The sequence below is a fragment of the Klebsiella sp. I138 genome (genome assembly GCF_051131765.1).
Taxonomy (GTDB): domain Bacteria; phylum Pseudomonadota; class Gammaproteobacteria; order Enterobacterales; family Enterobacteriaceae; genus Klebsiella.
Window position 1 is genome coordinate 358,830 of sequence record NZ_CP180447.1, and the last position, 12,357, is coordinate 371,186.

The 12,357-nt window shown below is 53.0% G+C and carries 9 protein-coding genes; 8 read left to right on the forward strand and 1 reads right to left on the reverse strand.

Annotation, left to right across the window (positions count from 1 at the left end; all coding sequences use genetic code 11):
- The first annotated feature begins 90 nt into the window (after positions 1-90).
- Positions 91-2,064: a catecholate siderophore receptor CirA gene (gene cirA / locus ACMYSK_RS01630; RefSeq protein ID WP_434639711.1), complete on the forward strand. Its 1,974-nt coding sequence runs from the start codon at positions 91-93 to the stop codon at positions 2,062-2,064.
- Positions 2,065-2,449: 385 nt separating this feature from the next.
- Positions 2,450-3,973 carry an EAL domain-containing protein gene (locus tag ACMYSK_RS01635; RefSeq protein ID WP_434639713.1) on the forward strand — a complete coding sequence of 508 codons (1,524 nt, stop codon included), beginning with the start codon at positions 2,450-2,452 and terminating at the stop codon, positions 3,971-3,973.
- Between the two features lie 81 nt (positions 3,974-4,054).
- Here the strand turns inward: ACMYSK_RS01635 and fghA are convergent, their stop codons facing one another.
- The gene (gene fghA / locus ACMYSK_RS01640) at positions 4,055-4,891 is read right to left on the reverse strand and encodes an S-formylglutathione hydrolase (protein WP_434639715.1); all 837 of its coding nucleotides are present in this window, start codon (positions 4,889-4,891) and stop codon (positions 4,055-4,057) included.
- 368 nt (positions 4,892-5,259) lie between these two features.
- Between fghA and folE the strand changes: the two genes are divergently transcribed.
- From folE to mglC, 6 genes are all read left to right on the forward strand, one after another.
- Positions 5,260-5,928, forward strand: a complete 669-nt coding sequence (gene folE, locus ACMYSK_RS01645) for a GTP cyclohydrolase I FolE (protein WP_434583854.1) — start codon at positions 5,260-5,262, stop codon at positions 5,926-5,928.
- Positions 5,929-5,945: 17 nt separating this feature from the next.
- Positions 5,946-7,103, forward strand: a complete 1,158-nt coding sequence (gene yeiB, locus ACMYSK_RS01650; RefSeq protein WP_434639717.1) for a DUF418 domain-containing protein YeiB — start codon at positions 5,946-5,948, stop codon at positions 7,101-7,103.
- Positions 7,104-7,258: 155 nt separating this feature from the next.
- On the forward strand, positions 7,259-8,281 hold the full coding sequence (galS, locus tag ACMYSK_RS01655; RefSeq protein WP_434639719.1) for an HTH-type transcriptional regulator GalS: 1,023 nt from the start codon (positions 7,259-7,261) through the stop codon (positions 8,279-8,281).
- 293 nt (positions 8,282-8,574) lie between these two features.
- On the forward strand, positions 8,575-9,573 hold the full coding sequence (mglB, locus tag ACMYSK_RS01660) for a galactose/glucose ABC transporter substrate-binding protein MglB (protein WP_434639721.1): 999 nt from the start codon (positions 8,575-8,577) through the stop codon (positions 9,571-9,573).
- A gap of 178 nt (positions 9,574-9,751) precedes the next feature.
- A complete protein-coding gene (gene mglA, locus ACMYSK_RS01665; RefSeq protein WP_434639723.1) occupies positions 9,752-11,272 on the forward strand; it encodes a galactose/methyl galactoside ABC transporter ATP-binding protein MglA in 1,521 nt (506 codons plus the stop codon).
- Between the two features lie 15 nt (positions 11,273-11,287).
- The gene (gene mglC / locus ACMYSK_RS01670) at positions 11,288-12,298 is read left to right on the forward strand and encodes a galactose/methyl galactoside ABC transporter permease MglC (protein ID WP_434639725.1); all 1,011 of its coding nucleotides are present in this window, start codon (positions 11,288-11,290) and stop codon (positions 12,296-12,298) included.
- Positions 12,299-12,357: the final 59 nt, after the last annotated feature.

Here is a 12,357-nt window from a genome sequence, read left to right on the forward strand (position 1 = left end):
ACCGCGCGTACCGCCTATGAGCGGTGTGCCGACAGTTCGTGTTAATTGCACCTTTTGTTTGATTCGTTATAGACCTCATGGAGATATGGAATGTTCAGGTTAAACCCTTTTGTCCGGGCGGGATTGTGCGCATCCGTCGTATCACTGGCGTTCCCGGCATTAGCCGAAGTCAATGAAGAAACGCTGGTTGTCACCGCCGCGGCAACTGAACAGAGCGTAAAAGATGCCCCGGCCAGTATCAGCGTCATCACCCAGCAAGATTTACAACGCCGCCCGGTTCAGAACCTGAAAGATGTCCTGCGCGATGTGCCTGGCGTACAGCTCACCAACGAAGGCGACAACCGTAAGGGCGTCAGTATTCGCGGCCTCGACAGCAGCTATACGCTGATTCTGGTCGATGGCAAACGCGTCAACTCACGTAACGCCGTCTTCCGCCATAACGATTTCGATTTAAACTGGGTCCCGGTCGATGCCATCGAGCGCATCGAAGTGGTTCGCGGGCCGATGTCCTCTCTTTATGGTTCCGATGCCCTCGGCGGCGTGGTGAACATCATTACCAAAAAGGTCGGCCAGAAATGGACCGGTACCCTGAGTGCTGATACCACGATTCAGGAGCATCGCGATCGCGGTGATACCTATAACGGTCAGTTCTTTACCAGCGGCCCGCTGATTGACGGGGTGCTGGGAATGAAAGCCTACGGCAACCTGGCAAAACGCGCGAAAGACGATCAGCAGTCCTCCAGCAACGCCGCCGGTGAAACGCCGCGCATTGAAGGCTTTACCAGCCGCGATGGTAACGTTGAGTTTGCGTGGACGCCGACCGATAACCAGGACATCACCGCCGGCTATGGCTTCGATCGCCAGGATCGTGACTCCGACTCCCTCGACCGCAACCGCCTGGAACGTCAGAACTACTCCCTCAGCCATAACGGGCGCTGGGACGTGGGTAACAGTGAACTGAAGTTTTACGGTGAAAAGGTTGATAACAAAAATCCGGGCCAGGACGGCACCATCACCTCAGAAAGCAATTCCGTAGACGGGAAATACGTGCTGCCGCTGGGGATGATCAACCAGCTGGTGACCTTCGGTGGGGAATGGCGCCACGATAAGCTGAAAGATCCTGTTAACCTGAGCAGCGGGGGGAAATCCACCTCCGCCAGCCAGTACGCGCTGTTTGTTGAGGATGAGTGGCGAATTTTCGAACCGCTGGCGCTGACCACCGGTATTCGTATGGACGACCATCAAACCTACGGCGATCACTGGAGCCCGCGTGCTTACCTGGTCTATAACGCAACCGACACGGTTACCGTGAAAGGCGGCTGGGCAACGGCCTTTAAAGCGCCGTCGCTGTTGCAGCTGAACCCGGACTGGACGACCAACTCCTGCCGCGGCTCGTGCAGTATTATCGGTAACCCGGACCTGAAGCCGGAAACCAGCGAAAGCTTCGAGCTTGGCCTGTACTACCGCGGCGAAGAAGGTCTGCTGGAAGGCGTGGAAGGGAGTGTGACCACCTTCCAGAATAACGTCGACGATATGATCGATATTCTGCGGACCTCCAGCGCCAGTGAAGCGCCGGGCTATCCTAACTTTGTCGGCTGGAAAACGGTCAACGGCAAACGCGTGCCGGTCTTCCGCTACTTCAACGTGAATAAAGCGCGTATCAAAGGGGTGGAGACCGAGGTCAAAGTGCCGTTCGGCGACGAGTGGAAGCTGACGATGAACTACACCTATAACGACGGTCGCGATCTCAGTAACGGGGGCGATAAGCCGCTGCAATCTCTGCCGTTCCATACTGCGAACGGAACGCTGGACTGGAAGCCGCTGGATGACTGGTCCTTCTATGTCACCGCGAACTATACCGGCGAGCAGCGTGCGGTCAGCGCTACCTCGAAAACGCCGGGTGGTTACACCATGTTTGATATCGGTGCCGCATGGCAGGTGACGAAGAGCGTGAAGCTGCGTTCAGGCGTCCTGAACGTGGGTGATAAAGATCTGAGCCGCGATGACTATAGCTATACCGAAGAAGGGCGCCGCTACTTTATGGCGGTGGACTACCGCTTCTGATTGAGGCCGAAGGAGGGCGGACGGCAAGCGCTGGCCGCCCTTGCTAATAGCCTCGGCAATCGTCCTGAATGCAAAGGCGAGTTTTTATTTTTACGGCGGCATCTCATTGTATTAACGCCGCCATCGCACAACCATGCGCGGCGCAAAATGGCGTATACCCTATAGGGAGAGATGCTCCCATTCTGTACTGGGATGGATGACTTCCTCCGGTATGTTCAGAACTGAAATGCGACGGTGAGTGGTAAAGCCGCCGGTTATTTCCGCTGGTGTCCAGAACACGTTAGGGGGCAGGGCTAAAATTGAGAACATGACTGGCGTCATGTTGATCAATGGGGAGCAGGTCGACGTTATTCATTAATCGAATCTCCATTGACCGAGAACAATAATGCGCAATGTCATACTTCCCGCTTTCGTCGCCGTGTTTTTTTTCGTTATCGGCGTGTCTATTTTAAATATGCAGCTGTGGTATTCGGCAAGAATAAGTAGTGCGAACGGAGCCCAGCATGCGGCAAGAAGGATTAATGCCATTCTGGAGGAAGCCCGCCTGGCGACAAAAACCGCGCTGGATGTGGCGAGCAAAGGCTGCTCACCGGAAGGTCAGTTTCAGCTTGGGACCGAGGCGGCGCTCAAACCACACCTCAGAACGATTTTGATTATTAAAGACGATAAAATATGGTGCTCCTCGCTGCCGGGGAACCGGGTGCTTCTTTTGCGTTTAAACAGTATCCCGGACGCCACGCTAATGCTGATCCAGGCGAAGAACACCGTGAATGGTCGGCCGATTCTGGCCTATCAAACTCACTTTCCGAGTGGGAAAACCGTTATCAGCATCAGCGATGTTCATATTCGTGACGCGCTCAGCAGTAATATGCAAAATACTCACTTTGCTTTAGTGGTGGGCGACCGGACTATCGGAACGTCAGGCGATGTCAGAAACACGGACTTAAGCAGCAGTACCACCGGTTATTTTCAGTCTGCCGAATTTATGTTTGGTATTGAATACAATCTTCCGGCGTTTTTTAGTGTTAAGCGAATGATTAATCAAGGGGCCGGTTTGCTGATCTTTATTCTGTTTGTCGCATGCGCCCTGGCCTGGCTGCTGTTGAAATATGCAAACAAATACACGACGCCAGAGGATAACTTACGTAAAGCGATTGAGAATGGTGAAATTGTTCCTTTTTACCAGCCGGTCGTTAATGGCCGAACCGGCGCGATATATGGCGTTGAGGTTTTGGCAAGATGGAAGCACCCGCAGCTTGGACTGATTTCGCCGGCAACGTTTATCCCGCTTGCAGAACGCACGGGGCTGATTATACCGTTGACGCAAAGTCTGATGGCACAGGTGGTGTCGCAGATGAACAAAATCGTCAGCAAGCTGCCCGATGGTTTTCATATCGGCATCAACTTCAGCGCCTCACATATCAGCTCGCCACAGTTTATGGATGACTGCCTGAAATACCGGGAAGGTTTCCACAACCAAAACTTAACCCTGGTACTTGAAGTGACCGAACGCGAGCCGCTACACGTTGATGAGCAGCTGATCGCCAACCTCAATACCTTACACGCTCGCGGCTTTTCTATTGCGCTGGATGATTTCGGCACCGGGTATTCCGGGCTGTCTTATCTTCATGATTTGAACATCGACTACATCAAGATCGATAAAAGCTTTGTTGGACGGGTGAATGGGCTTGATGAATCAACAAAGCTGCTGGACTGCGTGCTTGAAATGGCGAGCAAGCTCTCGTTACGGATTGTCGCTGAGGGCGTTGAAACGGTAGAGCAGCTGAATTACCTCAACCGGAAGAATGTCATCCTGCTGCAGGGCTATTATTTTTTTAAACCGGTTTCCTATATTGAGCTGATCAAGATTCTGCTGTCTAAAAATAAAGAAACGGTGGTTCTTGAATAGCGCATGGCACCGCGGGCGAAGGCCGTCTGAGCATGCGAAGAGAACGGTGCGCCAGCAACGGGGCGGCACACCGACAGGAAATCAGGCCAGCAGATAGCGGGCGTGAAAACGCAGATGATCTTCGATAAATGAAGCGATGAAATAGTAGCTGTGATCGTAGCCGGGTTGAATTCTCAGGGTTAACGGCCACGCCTTTTGCCGCGCGGTTTCAGCCAGCACCGCTGGCTGTAGCTGTAGCGCGAGGAACGTGTCGCTATCGCCCTGGTCGATAAGCGTCGGAATCGCGTCAGCGGGCTGGCTTGCCTGCATTAATGCACAGCTGTCCCACGCCTGCCAGGCCGACGCATCGGCGCCCAGATAGGCGGTGAAGGCTTTTTGTCCCCAGGGGACCTGCGTCGGGTTAACGATAGGCGCGAAGGCAGACACGCTGGTAAAGCGGCCCGGGTTTTTCAGCGCCATTATCAGCGCGCCGTGGCCGCCCATCGAGTGGCCGCTGATTGCCGTGCGCTCGCCGACGTTAAACTGCGAACGGATGAGCTGCGGTAGTTCGTCGCGCAGGTAGTCATACATGCGAAAATGCGCAGACCACGGTGCTTCGGTGGCGTTCAGATAAAAACCTGCACCTTTACCCAGATCCCAGCCGGCATCATCCGCGACGTCATCGCCGCGGGGGCTGGTATCCGGCATCACCAGAACAAGGCCCAGTTCTGCGGCCACACGCTGGGCGCCCGCTTTGGTGGTGAAGTTTTCATCATTGCAGGTCAGCCCCGACAGCCAGAAGAGAACCGGCGGCGGCGTTTCGTCACGTAAGGGAGGTAAAAAGATACTGAACGTCATTGAACAGTTCAGAGTACTGGAGTCGTGCCGCCAGCGCTGCTGTCGACCTTCATAACAGCGATGCTCTTCAAGCAATTCCATGCAGGGCTCCTCAGGAAGGTAAATGCGGGTGTCAGGCCATAATACAGATATTTCATGCACCCGTGAGCAACTTTCACTTTCTCCTTTAAGGAACATATTGCATCATTAATGCAACTTTTAACCAACATGCCCGATGCTGCCTGCGCGCCCGAAACGGTGCGATGCTGTCCGGCGGTAAGCGGTGTAATGAACGGCGGGCATCGCGGGTTTGATAAGCGGTACTAGGCCCGTCGCGAGGGATCGATAGCTAACGCAAATTTCAATAATTATCGTTTCGGCTACTGGATTATGTGCGCCACCTCACGCACAATGAACGCAAACTTTGCCCGCAGAAGAGCAAAGAGCGCCACACCTGCAGGAGAACCTAAATGTCAGCACTGAGTAAAGAAGCCATACTCGTTCATGAAGCGCTGGTCGCTCGTGGGCTGGAGACGCCGCTGCGTCCGCCAGTACAAGAAATTGATAATGAAACTCGCAAGCGTTTGATTGCCGGACACATGACCGAGATTATGCAACTGCTGAATCTTGATCTAACTGATGACAGCCTGGTGGAAACCCCGCGACGCATTGCGAAAATGTACGTCGACGAGATTTTTTCCGGACTGGATTATGCCAGGTTCCCGAAAATCACCGTTATCGAAAACAAGATGCAGGTTGATGAAATGGTGACCGTACGTGACATCACCTTGACCAGCACCTGTGAACATCACTTTGTCACTATCGATGGTAAAGCGACGGTCGCTTATATCCCGAAAGATTCGGTGATTGGCCTGTCGAAAATCAACCGTATCGTGCAGTTCTTCTCCCAGCGCCCGCAGGTGCAGGAGCGACTGACTCAGCAGATTTTAACGGCGCTGCAAACGCTGCTGGGCACCAGTAACGTTGCGGTCTCCATTGATGCAGTACACTACTGTGTGAAAGCGCGCGGCATTCGTGATGCCACCAGTGCGACAACGACGACTTCTTTGGGTGGCCTGTTTAAATCCAGCCAGAATACTCGCCAGGAGTTCCTGCGCGCCGTACGTCACCACAACTAAAAAACGGAGCAGGGCAGATGGAGCGAAATGTCACGCTGGACTTTGTGCGCGGCGTTGCCATCCTGGGTATCCTGCTTCTGAATATCAGCGCCTTCGGCTTGCCGAAGGCCGCTTACCTCAACCCGGCATGGTCCGGGAGCATCTCCCTCACTGACGCCTGGACCTGGGCGATTCTCGACCTGTTTGCTCAGGTCAAATTCCTGACGTTATTTGCCCTGCTGTTTGGTGCCGGCCTGCAGATGCTGTTGCCTCGCGGCAAGCGCTGGATCCAGTCGCGGCTGACGTTACTGGCGCTGCTGGGCTTTATCCACGGTCTTTTTTTCTGGGATGGCGATATTCTGCTGGCCTATGCGTTGGTGGGACTGGTGGCCTGGCGCATGGTGCGCGATGCCCATCACATCACCTCGCTGTTTAATACCGGCGTCATGCTGTACGTGGTCGGCGTTGCGGTCCTCGTGCTGCTTGGCGTCATTACTGGCGACGCGCCGAATCGTTCATGGGTACCCGATGCGGCGAATTTACAGTACGAGCAATACTGGAAGCTGAACGGTGGCATGGAGGCGGTGAGTAACCGTGTCGATATGCTCTCCGATAACCTGCTGGCGCTCGGTGCCCAGTACGGCTGGCAGCTGGCGGGAATGATGCTGATGGGCGCGGCGCTGATGCGCTGCGGCTGGTTAAAGGGGCAGTTTAGCCTCAGCCACTATCGCCGCACCGGCGCGCTGCTGATTGTCGCCGGCATGGCGATTAATCTGCCGGCTATTTTTGCCCAGTGGTATCTCGGGTGGGATCCTCGCTGGTGTGCGTTCCTGTTACAAGCCCCGCGCGAGCTGGGTGCACCGTTGCAAACGATCGGCTATGCCTCGCTGGCATGGGGCTTCTGGCCACAGCTGTGCAGGCTGCGGCTGGTGGGCGCCATCGCCTGCGTCGGGCGGATGGCGCTGACTAACTACCTTTTACAAACGCTTATCTGCACCACCCTTTTTTACCGCTTTGGCCTGTTTATGAAGTTTGACCGCCTGCAGCTGTTAGCCTTCGTTGTTCCGGTCTGGGCGGTGAATATAACCTTTTCGCTGCTTTGGCTGCGTCATTTCCGTCAGGGACCGGTGGAATGGCTGTGGCGTCAACTCACCCTGCGTGCGTCAGGGACCTCACTAAAAAACACATCCAGATAACGATCTCGATCACAATCATTAACAAAACGGATGTAACCGTTTCCAGGCTTGTGACATCACTCACGTAGCGTGCGGCACGTCGCTGCCAGAATAGCCACCTTGCTGAACACAGGAGGTGGGTGTGACGTATTGCAATTCTCTTAAGGGCGGTAAGCATGATCACCATTCGTGATGTCGCCCGTCAGGCGGGTGTTTCCGTGGCAACCGTCTCGCGCGTGCTGAATAACAGTGCGCTGGTGAGCCCGGATACGCGGGAAAATGTAATGAAAGCGGTAACGCAACTGGGCTACCGGCCGAATGCCAATGCACAGGCGCTGGCGACGCAGGTCAGTGACACCATTGGCGTTGTGGTGATGGATGTCTCGGATGCCTTTTTCGGTGCGCTGGTGAAAGCGGTGGATACCGTCGCTCAACAGCATCAGAAATATGTGCTGATCGGCAACAGCTATCATGAAGCTGAAAAAGAACGTCATGCCATTGAGGTGTTGATTCGCCAGCGCTGTTCTGCCCTGATCGTTCACTCCAAAGCGCTCAGCGATGAAGAACTTGGCGACTTTATGGAGCATATTCCGGGGATGGTGCTGATTAACCGCATTGTGCCCGGTTTTGCCCATCGCTGCGTGGGGCTGGATAACGTCAGCGGGGCGCTGATGGCGACGCGGATGCTGCTGAACCACGGCCATCAGCGGATAGGCTATCTCTCTTCAAATCACGGCATTGAAGATGACGATATGCGCCGGGAAGGGTGGCTTAAGGCGTTACAGGAGCAAAACATTATTGCGCCGGAGAGCTGGATTGGCTCGGGCAGCCCGGATATGCAGGGGGGCGAGGCGGCCATGGTCGAGCTACTGGGGCGCAATTTAGGCCTGACCGCGGTCTTTGCTTACAACGACAGCATGGCGGCCGGGGCGCTGACGACGCTCAAAGATAACGGCATTGCGGTACCGCAGCATTTATCGCTCATCGGCTTCGATGATATCCCTATTTCTCGCTACACCGACCCACAGCTGACAACCGTGCGCTATCCTGTTATGTCAATGGCGAAGCTGGCAACGGAGCTGGCACTGCTGGGAGCGGCGGGCAAACTGGATCATGATGCGCGTCATTGCTTTATGCCAACCCTGGTGCGCCGTCATTCGGTGATGCCGCGGCAAATTGCGGGGCCGATCACTAACTGATGATGTGCCTTATGTAACCGCTTTCAATCTGTGAGTAAATTCACAGTATATTAACATTCAACTGATTATGATGGCCACGTTTACCAGTCTGAACCACTCTATCACGGTGATTAATCATTTTTACCGTAGGAATAAGGCGCTAAACGCGTAATAAAGTCGTATTTCTGGAGCGTTACCCTACACGGAAGACAGAATTTACAGTCGTGAACGTTGTTGCGCGGTAACGTTAATTTAACAAATGCCTGCCAGCTATTTTCACACCAACGACCCTGCATAATAAAACCGGAGATTCCATGAATAAGAAGGTGTTAACCCTGTCTGCTGTTATGGCTAGCATGTTATTTGGCGCAGCGGCACACGCAGCTGATACCCGCATCGGCGTAACCATTTATAAATATGACGACAACTTTATGTCGGTTGTGCGTAAGGCTATCGAGAAAGACGGCAAATCAGCGCCAGACGTTCAGCTGCTGATGAATGACTCGCAGAATGACCAGTCCAAACAGAACGACCAGATTGACGTTCTGCTGGCAAAAGGGGTGAAGGCGCTGGCGATTAACCTGGTGGACCCGGCAGCTGCGGGCACCGTTATCGACAAAGCGCGCGGCCAGAACGTGCCGGTGGTGTTCTTCAACAAAGAACCGTCCCGCAAGGCGCTGGACAGCTATGACAAAGCCTTCTACGTCGGTACTGACTCCAAAGAATCCGGGATTATTCAGGGCGACCTGATTGCCAAACACTGGAAAGCGAACCCGAACTGGGATCTGAACAAAGACGGCCAGATTCAATACGTTCTGCTGAAAGGCGAGCCGGGTCATCCGGATGCTGAAGCACGTACCACCTACGTGATTAAAGAGCTGAATGACAAAGGTCTGAAGACTCAGCAGCTGCAGATGGACACCGCAATGTGGGATACCGCTCAGGCGAAAGATAAAATGGACGCCTGGCTGTCTGGTCCAAACGCTAACAAAATTGAAGTGGTTATCGCCAACAACGATGCGATGGCAATGGGCGCAGTTGAAGCACTGAAGGCCCACAATAAGAGCAGCATTCCGGTATTTGGCGTAGATGCCCTGCCTGAAGCTCTGGCGCTGGTTAAATCTGGGGCGATGGCGGGTACCGTGCTGAACGATGCCAATAACCAGGCGAAAGCGACCTTCGATCTGGCGAAAAACCTGGCAGCAGGTAAAGAACCCGCGGCGGGTACTAACTGGAAGATTGAGAATAAGATCGTCCGCGTACCTTACGTTGGCGTAGATAAAGACAATCTGAGCCAGTTTATCGGCAAATAATTATTGAGTTACGGGCGTGGGTTTTTATCCGGAATGCGTCAGGTTGTGATACCGCTTAGGTTGAAACAATCTGATTTATCCCGGGGATTCGCGCCCCATTATTCCTGATACAGAACCAGACCCTGAATACGACACTTATGTGTAATTAGGGTGTGTATGAACGCAGCCAGGTATAACTATGGTCAGCAATAATAGCGAACGGTCAGGCGAATTCTTGTTGGAAATGAGCAATATCAACAAATCGTTTCCTGGCGTCAAGGCACTCGATAATGTCAATCTGAAAGTCCGTCCTCATTCTATTCATGCATTAATGGGAGAGAACGGTGCGGGAAAATCAACATTATTAAAATGTCTTTTTGGAATCTATCAAAAGGATTCTGGAAGTATTCTTTTTCAGGGGAAAGAGATCGATTTCCATTCGGCGAAAGAAGCGCTGGAAAACGGTATTTCAATGGTTCATCAGGAATTAAACCTGGTATTGCAACGTTCGGTGATGGACAACATGTGGCTGGGACGTTATCCCACCAAAGGGGTGTTTGTCGATCAGGAAAAAATGTATCGCGATACCAAAGGGATATTCGACGAACTGGATATTGATATCGATCCGCGCGCCCGCGTCGGGACCTTATCGGTATCACAGATGCAGATGATTGAAATTGCTAAGGCATTCTCGTATAACGCGAAAATCGTTATTATGGATGAGCCCACGTCATCGTTGACGGAAAAAGAAGTCAATCATCTCTTTAAGATCATCCGTAAGCTAAAAGAACGCGGCTGCGGGATTGTTTATATCTCCCACAAGATGGAAGAGATTTTCCAGCTGTGTGACGAAATTACCATTCTGCGCGATGGCCAGTGGATTGCTACCCAGCCGCTGGAAGGCCTGGATATGGACAAGATCATCTCCATGATGGTAGGGCGCTCCTTGACCCAGCGCTTCCCGGAAAAGCACAACACGCCGGGTGAAACCATTCTGGAAGTGCGTAACTTGACGTCACTGCGTCAGCCATCGATTCGCGATATCTCCTTCGATCTGCGTAAAGGGGAAATTCTCGGTATCGCCGGGCTGGTGGGGGCGAAACGTACCGATATTGTGGAGACACTTTTCGGTATCCGCGAAAAATCAGGTGGCACGATTACGCTGCATGGCAAGAAGATCAATAACCATAGTGCGAATGAAGCCATTAACCATGGTTTTGCTTTAGTGACCGAAGAGCGCCGTTCTACCGGGATTTATGCTTATCTGGATATCGGCTTTAACTCGCTGATCTCCAATATTAAGAAATATAAAAACAAGGTGGGGCTGCTGGATACTTCCCGCATGAAAAGCGATACCCAGTGGGTTATTGACTCGATGCGTGTGAAAACCCCCGGCCAGCATACGCAAATTGGTTCGCTGTCCGGTGGTAACCAGCAGAAGGTTATTATTGGTCGCTGGCTATTAACCCAGCCGGAAATTCTGATGCTTGACGAACCTACGCGCGGGATTGACGTGGGCGCGAAATTCGAAATTTATCAGCTGATTGCTGAACTGGCGAAGAAAAATAAAGGCATTATCATTATTTCCTCCGAGATGCCGGAGCTGCTGGGTATTACCGACCGTATTCTGGTAATGAGCAACGGGCTTGTTGCCGGAATTGTTGAGACAAAAACCACTACGCAGAACGAAATTTTACGTCTTGCGTCGTTGCATCTTTAAGAGCAGGGGCTTCTCATGAGTGCGTTAAATAAAAAAAGTTTTCTCACGTACCTGAAAGAGGGTGGGATCTACGTTGTTCTTTTGGTTTTGCTGGCCATTATTATTTTCCAGGACCCGACGTTCTTAAGTTTGCTGAACCTGAGTAACATCCTGACCCAGTCATCGGTACGTATTATTATCGCCCTCGGCGTCGCCGGGCTGATTGTTACCCAGGGTACCGACCTTTCTGCCGGCCGTCAGGTTGGGCTGGCGGCGGTCATCGCCGCGACCATGCTGCAGGCGGTCGACAATGCCAACAAGGTGTTCCCGGATATGGCCACTATGCCTATTCCGCTGGTGATCCTGCTGGTTTGTGCGATTGGTGCAGTCATCGGTCTGATTAACGGGATCATTATCGCTTATCTGAACGTGACACCGTTTATCACCACGCTCGGCACGATGATCATCGTGTACGGTATCAACTCCCTGTATTACGATTTTGTCGGCGCATCGCCAATTTCCGGCTTTGATAGCCACTTCTCGCAGTTTGCCCAAGGGTTTATTGCGCTGGGGACGTTCCGCCTGTCGTACATTACTTTCTACGCGTTGATTGCGGTCTTCTTCGTGTGGATTTTGTGGAATAAAACCCGCTTTGGTAAAAACATTTTTGCCATCGGCGGTAACCCGGAAGCGGCCAAAGTTTCTGGGGTTAACGTGGCGCTGAACCTGCTGATGATTTACGCCCTGTCCGGCGTGTTCTATGCCTTTGGTGGGCTGCTGGAAGCTGGTCGTATTGGCTCGGCGACAAACAACCTCGGCTTTATGTATGAACTGGATGCGATTGCGGCCTGCGTCGTCGGCGGCGTGTCGTTCAGCGGCGGTGTCGGTACGGTGCTTGGGGTTGTGACCGGGGTTATTATCTTCACCGTCATCAACTACGGCCTGACCTATATCGGCGTTAACCCGTACTGGCAGTACATTATTAAAGGGGCGATTATTATCTTCGCCGTCGCGCTGGATTCACTGAAGTACGCGCGCAAAAAATAAGCGTTCGTGGTTATCCCGCCCGCGCCATTCGCGCGGGCTTTTTTTTATGCGTTGTGGCA

What these genes read in the sequence shown, in the direction of transcription:
- cirA (WP_434639711.1), top strand. Translation starts at nt 91, where the DNA reads ATGTTCAGGTTAAACCCTTTTGTCCGGGCGGGATTGTGCGCATCCGTC.
- fghA (WP_434639715.1), bottom strand. Translation starts at nt 4,891, where the DNA reads ATGGAATTGCTTGAAGAGCATCGCTGTTATGAAGGTCGACAGCAGCGC.
- folE (WP_434583854.1), top strand. Translation starts at nt 5,260, where the DNA reads ATGTCAGCACTGAGTAAAGAAGCCATACTCGTTCATGAAGCGCTGGTC.
- mglB (WP_434639721.1), top strand. Translation starts at nt 8,575, where the DNA reads ATGAATAAGAAGGTGTTAACCCTGTCTGCTGTTATGGCTAGCATGTTA.
- galS (WP_434639719.1), top strand. Translation starts at nt 7,259, where the DNA reads ATGATCACCATTCGTGATGTCGCCCGTCAGGCGGGTGTTTCCGTGGCA.
- mglA (WP_434639723.1), top strand. Translation starts at nt 9,752, where the DNA reads ATGGTCAGCAATAATAGCGAACGGTCAGGCGAATTCTTGTTGGAAATG.
- mglC (WP_434639725.1), top strand. Translation starts at nt 11,288, where the DNA reads ATGAGTGCGTTAAATAAAAAAAGTTTTCTCACGTACCTGAAAGAGGGT.
- ACMYSK_RS01635 (WP_434639713.1), top strand. Translation starts at nt 2,450, where the DNA reads ATGCGCAATGTCATACTTCCCGCTTTCGTCGCCGTGTTTTTTTTCGTT.
- yeiB (WP_434639717.1), top strand. Translation starts at nt 5,946, where the DNA reads ATGGAGCGAAATGTCACGCTGGACTTTGTGCGCGGCGTTGCCATCCTG.